The organism is Loigolactobacillus coryniformis subsp. coryniformis KCTC 3167 = DSM 20001 (assembly GCF_002706425.1).
GTDB classification, from domain to species: Bacteria; Bacillota; Bacilli; order Lactobacillales; family Lactobacillaceae; genus Loigolactobacillus; species Loigolactobacillus coryniformis.
Map to the genome: position 1 here is coordinate 2076423 of NZ_CP017713.1, position 16853 is coordinate 2093275.

Genomic DNA, 16853 nt, shown 5'->3' on the forward strand with positions numbered 1-16853 from the left:
CTAAAATTTAGCCACGTTTTGTTAGCTTAATCATAAACGACACTGATTCAAAAATCAGTGATTTTTAATAGAATTGATCTGGTAAAATCGTTTGTCCGAGTTTTTTGTTATCGGAATAATCGATCGGAATATCAACGATCACAGGACCCTTAGTTGCAAAAGCTTGATCGAGCACCTTTTCCAGATCACCAGCTTGATCAACACGTAAGCCAGTTGCACCAAAGCTTTCCGCATACTTCACGAAGTCAACTGGACCAAAATCAGTCCCCGCACTTTGACCGTATTTCATTTCTTCTTGGAATTTGACCATATCATAAGCACCATCGTTCCAAATCAATTGGACGATGTTCAAATTCAAGCGCACCGCCGTTTCTAGTTCCTGACCTGTAAATAAGAAGCCACCGTCACCAGAAACGGAAACAATCTGTGTATTTGGTCGCAATAAAGCTGCTGAAATTGCCCATGGTAAAGCAACCCCTAGCGTCTGCATCCCATTAGAGAATAACAAATGCCGTGGTTCATAACTCCGGAAATGCCGTGCCATCCAAATGTAGAAACTACCAACGTCAACGGTTACCGTCATCTCGTCAGTCACCCGTTTTTGTAGCGCTGAAATAACCGCTAACGGATGGGTCAATTTAGTTTCTGGTGCGACAACTGGTGGTAAGTCACGCTTTTCAAACTGATCGTGTAATCCTTCCAAGTAATCCTTGGATTCGGCTTTAACTTCATAGCCGCGCAAATATGGCAATAAGAAGTCCAGCGTCTGGGCAATATCGCCGATCAATTCAGTTTCCGGTTGGAAATTATGATCGATTTCGGCCGCCATATCGTCGATCACTACGATCCGCGCATCGTTTTCTGCATTCCAGTTACGTGGTTCGTATTCGATTGGATCATAGCCGATCGTAATCACCAAGTCGCTTTGCTTCAACAACATGTCACCTGGTTGATTACGGAATAAACCGACACGACCAAAGAAGTTTTTCTCCAAGTTCCGTGAAATAATTCCCGCAGCTTGGAACGTCTCAACAACTGGAATATCGGAAACGTATAAAATATTGCGCAATGCCCGTGTTACTTCAGCAGAAGAAGCGCGCATCCCCACTAACAATACTGGCAGCTTAGCTTCCTTGATCTTGCGCGCTAAAATCGTAATATCAGCAGGACTAGCCGGCCCTAACTTAGGTGCCTGTAATGGCATTACAGATGGCCGTTCAATTTTTGAATCAACCACATCTTGGGGCACACTAACAAAACTGGCACCTTGTTTGGCAGATAAAGCCGCACGATAAGCGTTGGCGATCACTTCAGAAGCATTTTCTGGTTCTTGGATTTCTGCACTATATTTCGTAATTGGTGCCATCAAAGCAGTATTAGCCATGCTTTGGTGCGTCAACCGTAGTAAGTCAGCGCGCTGTACTTGTCCAGAAATTGCTAAAACAGGGTCCCCTTCAGCAGTTGCAGTAACCATACCAGTTGCTAAGTTGCTGACCCCAGGACCAGAAGTAGTCATAACGACCCCAGGTTTACCAGTGATCCGACCAATCCCAGAAGCCATAAATGCAGCCCCTTGTTCATGGCGGGCAACAATTAATTCAGGCCGCTTCGCATTGTCGGCGTGAGCTAATAGTTCAAACAGACGATCGATTTTTGCACCGGGAATCCCGAAAACGTATTTGACGTCATGGTTGATCAAACTTTCAAGGATGGCATCGGCGCCATAGCGTTGTTTTTCCGTCATTTATAAATCCCTCCAAAATAAAATTCTTTTCATGTTTTTAATTATTTTCAAAACCGGTTCTTATCATAGCATACTCTTCTCATAATTTCTTGTGAATTTAATTAAGTGAAATCATTTACAAATACCGTAATTGCTGAAATTCAATGTTTATGATTTTTCACAAGCGCGTAAACCACCAAATTTTTCTAATTTGTGAAATTACGCTAAAAATAAGTAACACACGACAAAAAATGCGTAATAAAAAAGTGTGTCCGGATTTTTCAGATTAGAAAAATCAAGCCACACTTAAACCATCGTCAAATTTAATTACGACCACTAAGCTTTTCAGCTTCCTTATCAATTGTTTCAAAACCAGAAACAGCTGACTTAGGTTGTGGATGCTTAGCACGAGCCTCTTCAGCTTTTTGGATCAACTCTTTCTTCTCAGCTTTAGAGAGTTTCTTTGCCATTGTTACCGCCTCTTTTAATATTGAAGTAACGGGCTAACACTCGTTAACTTTATTATAACGCTTTTTTTCTAAAAGCGTGCTCATTAATTCAGCATTTCAACCGTCAGCATCACAGTCGAAATTACTTATCGCTACGAATATTACGTAATAATTTTTGAATCAATAATTCTCGCTTCTCATCAGATTCATTCCAATTAACTAGTGGAATCTCACTATCACCAAGTGTTTCACTGATTACTTGGTAAACGGATTGCTTCTTCAACGACTCGCCCCATAACAAATCAGCCTGATGAAAAACTTGGTTGATCACTGAAGTTCCCTGCTTAGCGACCGGTTGAAAATCTTTAAAAACCATATCGATCAGACCAGAATCAGGGTAGGTATGGATATCCCCCTCAGTTGCCAATACAATATCATATAAACTGATTTCTTTCGGTGACCGGGCAATTGTGAAACCACCATTGTTCCCAGAAACGGACTTAATCAGCCCACCAACAACTAATTTACGCATAATTTTACGCAAATAAGTTTGTGATCCATTCAAGCGATGATGAATCACTTCAGATGAAATTGGAATTTCCGGATCTTGTGTCGCCAACAATGTAATAATACAAGCAGCTTGTTCAAAACCACGGGTTAATTGCATACCAGACACCTCTCTACTTCACAATTAAGGAAATTTATTAGCTTTAACCCACTAATAAATTCTGACGTTACGGACGATGACCATTCAACTACGGCAAAGTACGCCAAGTTGAAACATGGCTCTACTTCACAATTAAGGATATTTATTAGCTTAACCCACTAATAAATTCTGATGTTACGGACGATGACCATTCAACTACGGCAAAGTACGCCAAGTTGAAACATGGCTCTACTTCACAATTAAGGATATTTTATTAGCTTAACCCACTAATAAATTCTGATGTTACGGACGATCGTTATTCACCTATTTGTTATGGATATATCATATCACAAATATAAATGTGGCGCAAAAAGAAAAAAGGCGCTTACACCAGATCATCATCTGATATAATCGCCTTCTCCCTGCCAAGGGTGTAGTTTAAGTATACCGCAGCCACGTCTTTAAAAAAACAGTCAGCTTATTCTGCGAGTGTTAAATAAAAACTAGCTAACCCTTGCTGTGCATTTTGAATCTTAAATTCAAACCCAAATTTTTCAAACAACGCCATAACTTTTTTTAAACTTTCACCATCAAATGAACTGACATTGCCGTCAATTTTTACGACTTGGTTAGCACGTGCAATTTTCAATAGATATTGCAATGACAATTGCGCCAAACCATGATTTTGAAAATCGTAAAAAGCTAACTGGCTTTCAGCACCCAGAGTCTCCAATACTGTAATATGAACCGCTTTAGCCCACGCATCATATTCAAATAACAATTCATTTTGATAATCAGTTTTCGAGTGCCCGTATTTATCTACATTTTCATAAGCTGTGTAGACAAAAATCGAGCTGCTTTTTTCATTGAGCTGAGCACGATTAAAATCGGTATAAACAATGTACGGTGTAACTGGTTGTGAATCCGCACTATAATCTACGACTTTATCTAATATCGTCAACCGTGAATTAGCTTCAATTGCTGCCAGTCGTTCCCGATAAGCTTTTCCCATTTTTTTCAATTGCTCCTGTGACACGTCCATCATTCCTACCTCCAATATCTCTATCTCGGCTCATTATACCATAATCGACACTGAGCAAAAGCTAAACCTTACTATAGTTGCAATATTTTCATGATATTTTCATTTTCTGTTAACGCTGTCTAAAATCAGCCAGTGTCATTTTATAGTACATTTCGTCCACTGGTTCTTCATCGCTAAATAAGCGTGGTCGCTCAAATTCATACTCAAAATGAAAGCCCGTTTTTTCGATCACCCGCTGCGAACGCTGGTTATCCGCAAAATGACCCACCCAAATTTCTTGCAATCTTAAATGATTAAAACCAAAAGTTACGATTGCGGTGACTGCTTCCGGCATCAATCCTTGACCCCAGAAAGCTTCATTGAGCATAAAACTTAGTTCACGACTATCGTCTTTCGGCGTTGTCCCACTCGGTGCACGACGATGTAAGCCGATCGTACCGATCATCTTACCGCTGACTTGGTCCACCACCGCAAAAACTTCATCGCTGCGCAAAAACATCGTCAAAACAGCTTCACTTTCAGCCTGTGAATGATGGGGTTGCCAGCCGGCCATGGCGCCTAAACGCGGATTTTGCATGAGTTCGTGTAAATCTGTTAAATCAGCTTCTATAAATGGTCGAATCACTAGACGCGGTGTCGTTAAACGCACAGCAGTCAGCTCCTTAAATAAATTTAAATTTTTTCAACAATGCTGCTTAGGCCTTTCGCCTGCACAAATTGATTAAAATCGCTACAATAGTTTTAGCAACTAACATCATACTAAATACTTTGACACTTAATTATGAGAGGTAGGTTTTATATTTTGCAAATTATTACGGTCCCTTTAACGACACCAGCTTACTTAAAAGCTTACATTCGCCAGCCTGATGACAATACACCGCAAACCACTTATCCAGCGATCATTATCGTCCCTGGTGGTGGCTATACTCATATTCCTGAAGCACAGGCAGAGACTTTGGCTTTGGCCTTTGCTGCGCGTGGCTTTCAAGCTTTTTACCTCCGTTATCATTTTAACACGGAAGTGAGTCCACTCTTGCCACAGCCACTGCTTGATTTGGCGGCAGCCGTTCAGCAACTGCGCCAAAACGCGACAGCTTGGCACCTTGATCCCAATAAAATTGCGGCAGCCGGCTTTTCAGTTGGCGGTCATATTGTTAGTACCTACAATGGCAGTTGGCAGGAACACTGGCTGCAACAAGCAGCCCCAGATATTGATCTTCAGTTAAATGCCGCTATTCTTGCGTACCCAGTTATTCGATTGGATGCCGGTTGGCCCGCAGCAGACAAACTGGCCACTTTAAGTGCACAACCTGATCAATTTGCCGCGGATAAATTAGTTAATTCGGCATGTGCACCAACATTTATCTGGCATACAGCTGATGATCCATTGGTGCCCGTGCAAAACAGCCTCTATTACCTCAACGCCTTAGCAAAAAATGGAATTCCTTTTGAAAGTCATATTTTCCGTCACGGCCCCCACGGCTTAGCATTAGCCAATCAGCAAACCGCGTGGAAGGCTGACGCTGACCAACCGCATGTCGCACACTGGCTTGATTTAGCAGTGGAGTGGCTACAGGACACATTAGCTTAAGCTCGACACCATTCAGTAAAAATTAATTTAGTCTAAGCAAAAACTTAATTACTTGTACTTTTAAGCAGGACCACGTATAATTTTTAACAAGGAAAACGTTACTTTTGTCACCCGTGAGAAAGAGGGAAATACTATGCACAACCGCCATTATTTTCAACCTCGTCCTGCTTTTAGTGATGACGCTGCCGACTATGTACTCCATTTCATCGATGTTACCCGTCCGGATCTAACTCAGTATCCACAAATTAGTCAACTCGGTGATTGGATGCACTACGGCGAAAACGATTATCGCTTTTGGAGTCACATCAGTAAAAATGATTTAACCGCGACGATCAGCCAAGCCACTGGCATTACTGCTGATCATTTTGAAATTATCGATAGTGCTGATTTTAAAGGTTATTCTTACTTTTAAGCAACTGCTGTAAGTCCAGCGGCAATGGTGCAGTAAACGTTTGGGTTTGTTGTGTAAACGGATCAGTGAACGTTAATTGCCATGCATGTAGTGCTTGGCGGTGAATACCTCGATCCATTGGACCACCATATAAAGCATCGCCTAGCAACGGATGGCCTATAGCTTGCAGGTGGATTCGAATTTGGTGGCGCCGGCCAGTGTGTAACTTCACCTTCAAAACGCTAGCGTCCAATTGTGGCAAATAAGTTTGCCGCCAGAATTCAGTGCGTGCAGCTTTACCATTTAAATCGATGATACCAGCCGCTTGTGTCGGTCGTTGACCTAAAGGTAACGTGATCATACCATGTTCTGTGTGTACTGCGCCTGCAACTACCGCTAAATAAGTTTTTTCACGTACTAAATTAGTCGCTGAGTTAGCTAATCGACTATGAGCAAAAGCGTGTTTGGCCACTAATAACACACCACTAGTGGCATAATCTAGACGACTGACCAAATGTGGCACAATATTCTCAGCACCTTGCCGCAACAGATACCCACGCACACGACTAACAACCGTATCGATACCTGTCTGTGGACCGGAAACTGAAGCCAAATTAGCCGGTTTATTGATCACTAGCCAGTCTGGTGTTTCATACAATAGCATTAACGGCTGTGAACTAATAGCTGCCAGCGGATCACCATTTTCCGCTGGCAGCTTTATTTTTATTTCCGCATTGGTTGGTAGTTGGTCGATCAGGCGACTGGGCTGCCCCGCAACCCAAACTTGACCATGATACTTTAAGCGCTGCAACATATGCTTACTTAAACCTTGGTGTTGTAAAAATCGCGCCACAGTAGTTTTTGGTCCTTGATTTCGCCAATTAAATTTCATTGGCCGTACCCGCAGTTGCTAAAATCTCAAGAAAAGCAGCACCATATTGTTCAGCTTTATGTTCACCAACACCCTTGACCTCTAAAAGTTCACTGGTATTTTGTGGTAAACGTGCGCACATCTCATGTAATGTCCGATCAGAAAAAATAACGAACGGTGGCACTTTTTGTGCTTGGGCTAATTCTGAACGTAACTGGCGCAGTTTTTCAAATAGCGCATCATTTTCTGGTTGGGCCGCTTGCGTTGCCACTGCAGTTTTACGTAGAACTTGCTGCTGCCCACGCAACACTTCCGCCCCACTAGCAGTGACCGTCAAAACCGGATACTGTCCACCACTAGCTTGCAAATAACCTGCGGCAGTCAAAAAATCGATCAAGCTGCCAACTTCTTTTTGCGTTTGTCCTTTTAGCAAGCCGTAAGTGGATAATTTAGTAAAGTCCAATTCACGCACCCGTTGATTATTAGCACCAGTCAGCACCTGAGTGACCAACGTTTTACCAAAGTTTTCGTGCATCCGATAAACGCACGATAATACTTTTTGCGCCGTCACCGTAATATCGACTGCTTCGCGTTGATCTAAGCAATTGCCACAGCGACCACATGGTTCAGCTTTTTCACCAAAATATTGTAAAATTGCTTGTTGCAAACAACCCGCGCGTTTTATAATCAAGTTAGCCAATTAGATCCAGCTAATTGAAAAAATAAAAAACACCAAGACAAATCTCTGTTATCATTGATGTTCCAACACAAAAATGAAAGAGGTTATTGTCTTGATGCAAGAACAGAATACCACAGTCCGAGAAAAAGGTCACCACCTAACTTCATTTGAGCGCGGCAGAATCGCCACGCTACACAGCCAAGGATACTCTAACCGCGCAATTGCTAGAGTTATCGGCGTTTGTCATCAAACAATCAGTAATGAACTACGCCGTGGTGAGATCGACCAAGTTAAAAAAGTGAACGGTCAACGGCAATATCACCGCGAGTACTCGCCAGAAGCGGCACAGGCCAAATACGAAGCTAACCGAATGTCCTGTCATCGACCTTTGAAACTCGCTGGTGTCGCTGACTTTATCCACTACTTTACGGCCCATTTGCACCAAGACGGTTGGTCGCCTGATGCCGCGGTGGGCCGTGCTAAACTTGAAGGCTTATATCAACCTGAGGAGATGGTTTCGACCAAGACGTTATACCACTATATCGATGCGCAACTACTTGAAGTCCGTAATCTTGATCTGCTCGAAAAAAACCGGCGCCGCACCAAACACCACCATTCACCCAAGCATAAGCGTCTGGCCGGACGAAGTATCGAAGAGCGACCTAAAAGTATTGATCAGCGCCAAGAGTTCGGTCACTTTGAGTTGGATACCGTAGTCGGTAAACGTAATGGCCAAGAAAGTGTCATTCTAACGCTGATCGAGCGCCAATCTCGCTGTCAGATCCTGCGTTTGATTGATGGCCGTGACGCCGATTCAGTCAACTACGAACTGGCTAAGATCTGCCAAGAATACGGGCACATCATGAAGTCCGTTACCGCTGACAACGGGGCAGAATTCGCAGCGGCGGGGACGGTGCTTGACGGGGTTGCCGACCTTTATTATGCCCACCCTTACCGCTCTTCAGAACGAGGCACAAATGAGGCGCATAATCGAATGATCCGTCGTGATGTGCCTAAGGGCCTGTCCATGGATACTTTAGGCCCTAGTGATATCCAAGCAGTGGAAGCCAAGCTAAACAACTTACCACGCCGGCAGTCAGGTTACCAAACCCCAAAAGAGCTTTTCTCCGCTGCCGCTGGCTAAAGATTGAATCTTTAAAATATGAATATCAATGAAAATACTGTCTTGCCGGGATTTATTGCGTGGCTAATTTGTTCTTGCAATTTGGGGTTGCAAACAACCTTGGGTATTGGCGTATTGCATCAACGCTTGCAACTTCAAATATTCCTGCTGCCGTGGTGCATCGGCCATATCAGAACGCTCAATAAAGAAGCGCTGCAACTGAATATCAGAAGGCCGGTAAAGCAAAATAGCTTCACTAGGTAAGCCGTCGCGCCCTGCTCGACCAGCCTCTTGGTAATAAGCTTCCAAGCTTCCCGGCGCCTGCGCATGAATAACAAAACGCACATTGCTTTTATCAATACCCATCCCAAAAGCGTTGGTCGCCACCATCACTAATTTACGATCATATAAAAAATCCTCTTGGTTTTGCCGCCGGACTTCTTCACTTAACCCGGCATGGTACATCGTCACACTTAGGTCATGTTGTTGAAATAACGTCGTCAACCGCGTGACTTCTTTACGAGTACTGGCGTAAATAATACCTGATTCATGTGCATTCAACTTTAAATAATCCAGCATGTAGCGATCGCGATCCTGTCCCTTAACAACTTGTAAGGCTAAATTATTGCGCGCAAAGCCAGTTTTTACTTCATTTTCAGCAGCAATACCTAATCGTTGACGGATATCAGTTGCCACACGTTCAGTTGCCGTCGCAGTCAAAGCAACAAGTACAGGATCACTCCGCAATTCTTGCAATCGTGCCGTTACTTGGAGATAACTTGGGCGAAAGTCATGACCCCATTGTGAAATACAGTGGGCCTCATCAATGGCCACCAGATCAATCTTTAATTGATTAAGTTCAGCCATAAAATCCGCCATTTCTAGGCGCTCTGGTGAGAGGTACAGTAACTTGACCTCACCGCGAGCAGCCATATCCAAGCGCTGATCAATTTCTGCATAAGTTAAAGAACTATTGATAAATGTTGCTGGAATCGCATTTTCATTTAACGCATCAACTTGGTCCTTCATTAATGAGATCAATGGTGAGATCACCAGCGTTAAACCAGAAAATAATAGTGCGGGAATCTGGTAACAAAGCGATTTCCCGCCACCAGTTGGCATTAGCGCCAAGACATTTTCTCCGGCCATCAATTTATCGATCACTAATTTTTGACCATGACGAAATTGTGTGTAGCCAAACTTTGTTTTTAATATTGTTGCCGCATCCATCAAGTCCGTGCCCCTTTATTTAACGCTCTATACTTAATCTACGCTGTTTTTGATAACTTTCGTCTGTGAATTTCAACCACCTATTCTAACCAATAACTGTAACTGATGCAAGGCAAGTAAAAAGACGGTCCACACGGGACCGTCTTAAATGGATCATTATTCCAAGTTAACCGTTAAAGTTTTCGCGGTTCCTTTTTTAGGCACAATACTAATTTTCAATGGTTGTGTTTGGTTATCTAATTGGTAGGTAAATTCAAAATCCTCATCAGCTTGTGGCGCCACCGAGTCCGTAAAATCATCATCCCGTTCAACCATCGCTAATTCTGCATCCCCTTGGTGAACGGTCACTGTAGCTAAATCGGCAAAATGTTGATTACTAGTGGCCAAATTACGCCAACCAATTTCTAGTTCCATTTGCTGATCATCGTCTAATTCACCTTTAACCGAGGTGATCGCCAGTTGTTCAAACTGCCAAGTCTGATTAAGTAGTACCTTTTGCTCATCCGCCTGACGGTTTAATGTTAAAGTGTTGGTTCCTGAATGTGAGGTCAGCGCTTGACTACTTGTGCTGCTGGTCACGCTGCTTGCTTTGCTACTAGATGATTCTTGATCTGAATCGGGTTGTGAACAGCCGGTCAGCAAACCAACCGCACTTAATAAAATAAATACGCGTAACTGTTTGATCATCGCCAGCACCCTTTCTGCTAAGTTATGTTCTAAGCATAACGAGAAAAAAGGCGCAGCGTCAATAAATATCCTTTTACGCGGTACACCGCCGGGAACACCTGTTGACCGCTTATTTGACAACAACAGCACCCTGATCTTTAATTTTTCTATTGTTGGGCAACAACCGGCCTAGCAAAAAATCCGCCAATCATGGCGGATTTTTTTAGTACAATGCGGCAACCTGTTTTTGAATATCATCGTGAGCCAAGAACTCATCATAGTGCGTATCAAAACGCTCAACGACGCCTTTAGCACTGACCTCGACAATATGATCAGCGATGGTTTGAATAAATTCGTAATCATGAGAAGTAAAGACTAATGCGCCACCAAAATCAACTAACGCATCGTTTAAAGCTGTGATCGATTCCAAATCCAAATGATTGGTTGGATCATCGAGTAACAAAACATTAGCCTGGCTGAGCATAATTTTAGCTAACATACAGCGAACTTTCTCGCCACCGGACAACATGTTCAACTTTTTCAGCACTTCGTCACCAGAAAATAACATTCGACCTAAGAATCCACGTAAGAAGGTGTTATCACTTTCTTCTTTGCTAGCAAATTGTCGTAACCAATCCAAGATCGTTAAGTCAGCAGTAAATTCCGCCGAGTTATCCCGCGGTAAATAAGCTCGTGAAGTGGTCACACCCCAGGTTACTGTTCCAGTATCAGGTTCTAATTCACCGGCTAGAATTTGCATCAAGGTTGTCGTCGCCACATCACTACGACTGATCAACGCCGTTTTTTCACCTGGTTTCAAAGTGAAAGTAATTTGGTCAAGAATTTTAACACCGGCAATCGACTTGCTGATATTATCGACCCGTAACAGATCACTACCGATTTCGCGTGCCGTTTCAAATTTAATAAATGGATACTGGCGACTCGACGGTTTAATATCTTCCAACGTGATTTTATCTAACTGTTTTTTCCGCGAGGTTGCTTGTTTGGATTTAGACGCATTAGCGCTGAACCGGGCAATAAATTCTTGTAATTCTTTGATTTGGTCTTCTTTTTTAGCGTTGGCTTGGTTCTTTAACTGCGCGGCTAACTGACTGGATTGTAACCAGAAATCATAGTTACCAACAAACAGCTCGATCTTGCCAAAATCTACGTCACACATATGCGTGCAGACCGTATTTAAGAAATGACGATCATGGGAAACCACGATGACGGTATTAGGAAAATTCATTAGGAAATTTTCTAACCATTGAATCGTGGGTGCGTCTAGCCCATTAGTTGGTTCATCCAATAGTAAAATATCGGGCTTGCCAAATAAGGCTTGGCCTAACAACACTTTGACCTTCTCATTTTCAGTCAGTTCACTCATTTTTTGTTGCTGCATGGTTTCATCAATACCGAGTTCTTGCAGTAATTGTGCGGCCTCAGCTTCAGCGTTCCAGCCATCCATTTCCGCAAATTCGCCTTCTAATTCCGCAACTTTGATACCATCTTCATCGTTAAAATCAGGTTTGGCGTACAAGGCATTTTTTTCCTGCATCACTTGATATAACTTTTCGTGTCCTTGGATCACCGTATCCAGAACCGTATACTCCTCAAAAGCATAATGGTCCTGTTTCAAGCTCGTCATCCGTTCGTTAGGCGAAATTGTTACTTGACCAGTGGTTGGCGCTAATTGGCCGGAAAGAATTTTCAGAAAAGTCGACTTACCGGCACCATTTGCGCCAATAATGCCATAACAGTTGCCTGGGGTGAATTTTAAATTAACATCAGAATACAATTGGCGATCGGGGAAACGTAAACTAACATCACTTACAGTTATCATTGCTTATCCTCACTCTACTTCATAATTAATGGTAATTCATTAGCACAGTACGCTAATAAATTTTGATATTACGGGCGATGACCATTCTTGTGGCAAAAAACGTGCCGCAAGAAACATGGCTCTACTTCATAATTAATGGTAATTCATTAGCACAGTACGCTAATAAATTTTGATATTACGGACGATGACCATTCTTGTGGCAAAATTCGTGCCGCAAGAAACATGGCTCTACTTCATAATTAATGGTAATTCATTAGCACAGTACGTTAATAAATCTTGATATTACGGACGATGACCATTCTTGTGGCAAAATTCGTATCACAAGCAGAATGGCCTTTTTCATAGTAGCTTTCACTTTAGCACAGAAACGTCTTAACGACAATCAAAAAAGTGCAGCCGCTGAGTTTTTCTCTCAACAACTACACTTTAGGTTTAAGCGCCCATCCGCCGATCCAGTACACGGGAAAGCCAGGATAGTGCGTAACAAACAATAAAATAAAGCACTGCTAACGCTAAAAACATTGGCAACACAAAATTCGTATTTTGTCCGTAAATGATCTGCGCGTGGTACATCAGTTCTGGTAACATGATGATCGTTGCTAAAGAAGTATCCTTGATCAACGAGACGAATTGACTGACCAGCGGCGGAATCATTTTCTTGATTGCCTGCGGTAAAATAATATGTTGCATCGCTTGGCGATAGGACATCCCGTTACTCCGCGCAGCCTCCATTTGTCCAGGATCAACAGCTTGGATCCCACTACGAATGATCTCGGCAACCATCGCTGATTCAAAGACTGTCATCGCCAAGATCGCCGCCATAACAACATCAGGCTTGATCCCGATATTCGGCAAACCGAAGAACGTAAAGAACAAAATCAACAGTAGCGGCAAATTACGAATAATATCGATCACAAAACCCACTAACGCGGATAGATATTTGATCTTCACGTAACGTAACAAGCCAAGTAAACCGCCGATAATAAAACTCAGCACGATTGAGATAGCGGAAATTTCAACGGTGATCCATAGCCCTTCCAGGAGATAACGGATGTTCAGCCATGAATATGCTTGAATAAAATTATTCATTAGTTATTCCCCCTTCTAAGCCCATTTCTTTTCTAGATAACGCATAAAATAGCTCAATGGTAGTGTTAGGATCAAGTACAATAACCCAATTGCTAAATACGTACTTGTGGTATCAAAAGTCGTCGAGGCGATCAGATTACCTTGATACATTAAATCAAAACCAGCCACAAAGGCTAAGACTGATGAGTTTTTAACCAAATTAATGAATTGGTTACCCAACGGTGGAATCGTAATTTTAATCGCTTGTGGAAAAACAATGTGCGCCATTGCCTGAGTATAAGTCAGACCGTTGGAACGTGCCGCTTCCATTTGCCCTGGATCGACCGCTTCAATACCCGCACGAACAGTTTCAGCAATAAAAGCTGAAGTATAGATCGTCAAGCCGATTGTCCCAGCAGTAAATCCGCTGACCCCAGTAAGAAACATTGGAATCACAACGTAGAAAAACATGGTAATAACTAACAAGGGAATATTACGGAAAACTTCTACATAGATGCGACCGAGGGCATGAACCCATTTACGCTCACTGATCTCCATAAACGCAAAGAACGTCCCCACAATCAAACTACCAACTAAAGCTAAAATACTAGAACCAAGGGTAAACAGAAAGCCAGACCAAAGTTCCGGCCAATGATTAACTAAAATCGAAATCATTTTTAGTTCCCCCCTTCGTCAAAACCAGGTACTTTACCAAACCACTTATTTTGCAAGCGTTGATACTCACCTGATTTTTTCATATCGTCGATAGCCTTATTAACGGCAGCCGTCATATCTTTTTGACCATTATTAACAGCGATCCCATAAGGTTCCTTGGTGAAGGTACCACCCACAACAACGTAACCTGGATTTTCTAGCGACATCCCATAAAGGATCCCGTTATCTGTAGTCAACGCCTGTCCTTGACCTGATTGCAAAGCGGTAAAGGCCTGCGCGTAATCAGATAATTCCAAAACGCTGGCTTTAGGTGCAAACTTTTTAACGTTTAAAGCTGAAGTTGATCCTTGAACCGCCAGGACTTTAGCACCTTTATAATTCAGATCACGAATGTCTTTGATCTTACTGCCCTTTTTAACCAAGATCGCTTGGCCGGCATTAAAATATGGTTGCGAAAAATCAACCTGCTTAGCCCGTTCTGGCGAAATTGTCATTGTGGCAATGATTGCATCAATATTACCATTCTTTAACATTGGAATCCGAGTATTACTGGTCACTTGGATAAACTTAGCTTTACCATCTTTACCTAAGATCTGTTTGGTGATTGTCTTAGCCATATCAATATCAAAGCCTTCAATATTGCCGGTTTTGATATTCATCAGGCCGAATAAGCGGGTATCGGCTTTTACGCCCCAAGTCATCGTTTTGCTGGCTTGATCGACTTTTAAAACATTCTGTTTCGATAAACTTTGATTACCGCAGCCACTCATCAGTAAAACCAAACTCAATAAGAAGGCAAGCGGCAGTATGCGTTGGACAAACTTTTTCATGTCCAAGCCTCCCTTCATTAATGATTAATGATTTTACTTAAGAACTGCCGCGCCCGTTCTTCTTTTGGATGAGCAAAGAAGGACTTTGTATCGTCATCTTCCAAGATTTCACCGTCGGCCATGAAAATCAACCGGTCAGCAACTTCTTGGGCAAAGCCCATTTCGTGGGTAACCACAATCATTGTCATCCCTGCATCAGCAGCGACTTTTTTCATAACGTCCAGTACATCACCAATCATTTCTGGATCCAATGCAGAAGTTGGTTCATCAAACAGTAAAGCTTTCGGTTTCATCGCCAAACTACGTGCAATCGCCACCCGCTGTTCTTGACCACCAGACAACATACTTGGATAAGATTGTGCCTTATCGGCTAAACCAACTAAATCCAATAAGTCCATTGCTTCTTTTTCACTTTGTGCTTTATCCTCTTTTAAAACTAAGCGTGGTGCTAAGGTGACATTTTCCAGCACGGTTTTATTGGCATATAAATTAAAATGCTGGAAAACCATGCCGACATCCCGGCGAATCTTATTGATATCCGTTTTCTTATCTGCTAAATCAAAATTATTAACAATTAACTTCCCGGAAGAAACTGTATTAAGGCCATTCATCGTTCGGAGTAGCGTGCTTTTACCAGAACCTGATGGGCCGATAATAACAACGACTTCTCCTTTATCGATCGTCAAGTTGATATTTTTTAGGGCATGAAAATCGCCATAATATTTTTCAACATCGTGAAACTCGATCATTGACATAACTTTCCCTCCAAACTTGAGTACACCCGATCACTGGTAATTGCTGTTAATAATTACCAAATAATCGCGTAGCTAATTTCTGTGGTCCAAAGCCACCTTTTTAATTTTAATTTATTTTTAATCTCTACGCAAATAAATCTGGTTAATTTCTGGATATTTTTTTAAAATTAAAATTAATATGAGAAAAATCTCATTTTAAACATGACGATCTGTCATCACTTTACCGGATGCTGCGCCTGACCTGTTTCAAGAATACTTTTAGTATCATCCAAACTGATATCGACCATGTTTTGTACTGCCATATTGGTGTAAAAAGCAATGTGTGGTGTAAAAATAACGTTTGGCATAGCTTGTAATGCTAGCACATTGGGATTAGTTATTTTAGTCTTTGTGAGATCACGATTGTTGAATTCCTGCTCGTCTTCGATGACATCGATTGCTGCGCCAGCGATTTGTTTATTTTTTAATGCCGCAACTAAAGCGGGGGTATCCACTACTGGACCACGCGAAGCATTGATTAAAAAGGCGGTTGGTTTCATCTGTGTAAATTGCTCGGCACCGATCAAATGAGTCGTTGTTGGCAATAACTGTGTATGTAACGTCACCACGTCAGCTGTTTTTAATAAACTTGCTTGATCCATGTAGGTAACAAACTCAGCAAGTTCTGTATTTTCTACTGGATCAGTTGCAATCACCTTAGCACCTAAAGCATGGAACAAACGAGCAACGGTCCCACCAATACGGCCTGCCCCAATAATACCAATCGTCAATGTATGTACTTCATGGGCCATTAGACCACCCCAACGAAAATCATGGTGTGCCGTCCGTTCATCGAATAATTCCAAATTACGAATTAAACGCATAGTTTGTGTCAATGCATATTCAGCCACTGAACGCGGCGAATAAGCTGGCACATTGGTAATGATCAAATCGTTAGCTTGAGCTACTGCTAGATCAACAACATCATAACCCGCACTGCGCAAACTAATTTGCTTAATGCCAAATCCGTGTAGCTTCTGATAAACTTGATCACTGTCGATTTTAGCATGCTGAACGATCACAATACCGTCATAACCCTTAGCACGCTCAACCGTAGCTAAACTCAGATCTTGATCAAAAGTATCAACCGTTGCTTGATTGCGTTGTGCCCAAGCCTTGATTGCGGGTTGCTCATCATCACGAACACTGTACATTAAGATTTTCATTTTAAATTCCTCCATTGATTAAGCCGACTTAAAATATTCACCTGTACTACACAAATAAAAAAAGCC

16 protein-coding genes and 2 pseudogenes are annotated in these 16853 nt (G+C 42.2%); 3 read left to right on the plus strand and 15 right to left on the minus strand.

Features of this window, described 5'->3' with window-relative positions:
- Nucleotides 1–64: 64 nt before the first annotated feature.
- The 5 genes from alsS to LC20001_RS10340 all read right to left on the minus strand — a co-directional run bounded on the left by alsS (nt 65) and on the right by LC20001_RS10340 (nt 4509).
- Complete coding sequence (alsS, locus tag LC20001_RS10320; RefSeq protein ID WP_056943321.1) at nt 65–1744, minus strand: acetolactate synthase AlsS; 1680 nt, start codon at nt 1742–1744, stop codon at nt 65–67.
- A 302-nt stretch (nt 1745–2046) separates the two neighbouring features.
- Complete coding sequence (locus LC20001_RS14425) at nt 2047–2193, minus strand: hypothetical protein (RefSeq protein ID WP_010010593.1); 147 nt, start codon at nt 2191–2193, stop codon at nt 2047–2049.
- A 121-nt stretch (nt 2194–2314) separates the two neighbouring features.
- The gene (locus tag LC20001_RS10330; RefSeq protein ID WP_003679143.1) at nt 2315–2839 is read right to left on the minus strand and encodes an Rrf2 family transcriptional regulator; all 525 of its coding nucleotides are present in this window, start codon (nt 2837–2839) and stop codon (nt 2315–2317) included.
- A gap of 457 nt (nt 2840–3296) precedes the next feature.
- Nucleotides 3297–3860: a GNAT family N-acetyltransferase gene (locus LC20001_RS10335; protein ID WP_010010595.1), complete on the minus strand. Its 564-nt coding sequence runs from the start codon at nt 3858–3860 to the stop codon at nt 3297–3299.
- Between the two features lie 109 nt (nt 3861–3969).
- Nucleotides 3970–4509: a GNAT family N-acetyltransferase gene (locus LC20001_RS10340; RefSeq protein ID WP_010010596.1), complete on the minus strand. Its 540-nt coding sequence runs from the start codon at nt 4507–4509 to the stop codon at nt 3970–3972.
- A gap of 153 nt (nt 4510–4662) precedes the next feature.
- Between LC20001_RS10340 and LC20001_RS10345 the strand changes: the two genes are divergently transcribed.
- Both LC20001_RS10345 and LC20001_RS10350 read left to right on the plus strand, forming a co-directional pair.
- Nucleotides 4663–5451, plus strand: a complete 789-nt coding sequence (locus LC20001_RS10345) for a lp_1002 family arylesterase (RefSeq protein WP_003679147.1) — start codon at nt 4663–4665, stop codon at nt 5449–5451.
- 133 nt (nt 5452–5584) lie between these two features.
- Nucleotides 5585–5863, plus strand: a complete 279-nt coding sequence (locus LC20001_RS10350; RefSeq protein WP_010010597.1) for a hypothetical protein — start codon at nt 5585–5587, stop codon at nt 5861–5863.
- On the opposite strand, the gene LC20001_RS10355 is transcribed toward LC20001_RS10350, so the two are convergent.
- Nucleotides 5841–6734, minus strand: coding sequence for an RluA family pseudouridine synthase (locus tag LC20001_RS10355; RefSeq protein ID WP_010010598.1), 894 nt, complete (start codon nt 6732–6734; stop codon nt 5841–5843). The two genes, LC20001_RS10350 and LC20001_RS10355, sit on opposite strands and share 23 nt — an antisense overlap.
- Nucleotides 6724–7386: pseudogene (locus LC20001_RS10360) on the minus strand (RQC domain-containing protein); the annotation flags it as partial. The pseudogene LC20001_RS10360 and the gene LC20001_RS10355, both read right to left, overlap by 11 nt.
- A gap of 121 nt (nt 7387–7507) precedes the next feature.
- On the opposite strand from LC20001_RS10360, the gene LC20001_RS10365 reads away from it, so the two are divergent.
- Entirely contained in the window at nt 7508–8536 is a 1029-nt protein-coding gene (locus LC20001_RS10365) for an IS30 family transposase (RefSeq protein WP_164512712.1), read from the plus strand.
- A 78-nt stretch (nt 8537–8614) separates the two neighbouring features.
- Here the strand turns inward: LC20001_RS10365 and LC20001_RS10370 are convergent.
- From LC20001_RS10370 to LC20001_RS10405, 8 genes and pseudogenes are all read right to left on the minus strand, one after another.
- Nucleotides 8615–9745 (minus strand): annotated as a pseudogene (locus LC20001_RS10370) (RecQ family ATP-dependent DNA helicase); the annotation flags it as partial.
- Between the two features lie 156 nt (nt 9746–9901).
- Nucleotides 9902–10432 carry a hypothetical protein gene (locus tag LC20001_RS10375; RefSeq protein ID WP_010010603.1) on the minus strand — a complete coding sequence of 177 codons (531 nt, stop codon included), beginning with the start codon at nt 10430–10432 and terminating at the stop codon, nt 9902–9904.
- Nucleotides 10433–10634: 202 nt separating this feature from the next.
- Nucleotides 10635–12254 (minus strand): ABC-F family ATP-binding cassette domain-containing protein, encoded by a 1620-nt coding sequence (locus LC20001_RS10380; protein ID WP_003679154.1) that lies wholly within the window; start codon nt 12252–12254, stop codon nt 10635–10637.
- Between the two features lie 432 nt (nt 12255–12686).
- Nucleotides 12687–13343, minus strand: coding sequence for an amino acid ABC transporter permease (locus LC20001_RS10385; protein ID WP_003679156.1), 657 nt, complete (start codon nt 13341–13343; stop codon nt 12687–12689).
- A gap of 15 nt (nt 13344–13358) precedes the next feature.
- A complete protein-coding gene (locus tag LC20001_RS10390) occupies nt 13359–13997 on the minus strand; it encodes an amino acid ABC transporter permease (protein ID WP_003679158.1) in 639 nt (212 codons plus the stop codon).
- Between the two features lie 2 nt (nt 13998–13999).
- On the minus strand, nt 14000–14827 hold the full coding sequence (locus tag LC20001_RS10395; protein WP_010010604.1) for a transporter substrate-binding domain-containing protein: 828 nt from the start codon (nt 14825–14827) through the stop codon (nt 14000–14002).
- A 17-nt stretch (nt 14828–14844) separates the two neighbouring features.
- Nucleotides 14845–15582, minus strand: a complete 738-nt coding sequence (locus LC20001_RS10400; protein ID WP_003679161.1) for an amino acid ABC transporter ATP-binding protein — start codon at nt 15580–15582, stop codon at nt 14845–14847.
- Between the two features lie 215 nt (nt 15583–15797).
- The gene (locus LC20001_RS10405; RefSeq protein ID WP_010010606.1) at nt 15798–16787 is read right to left on the minus strand and encodes a D-2-hydroxyacid dehydrogenase; all 990 of its coding nucleotides are present in this window, start codon (nt 16785–16787) and stop codon (nt 15798–15800) included.
- Between the last annotated feature and the right edge of the window lie 66 nt (nt 16788–16853).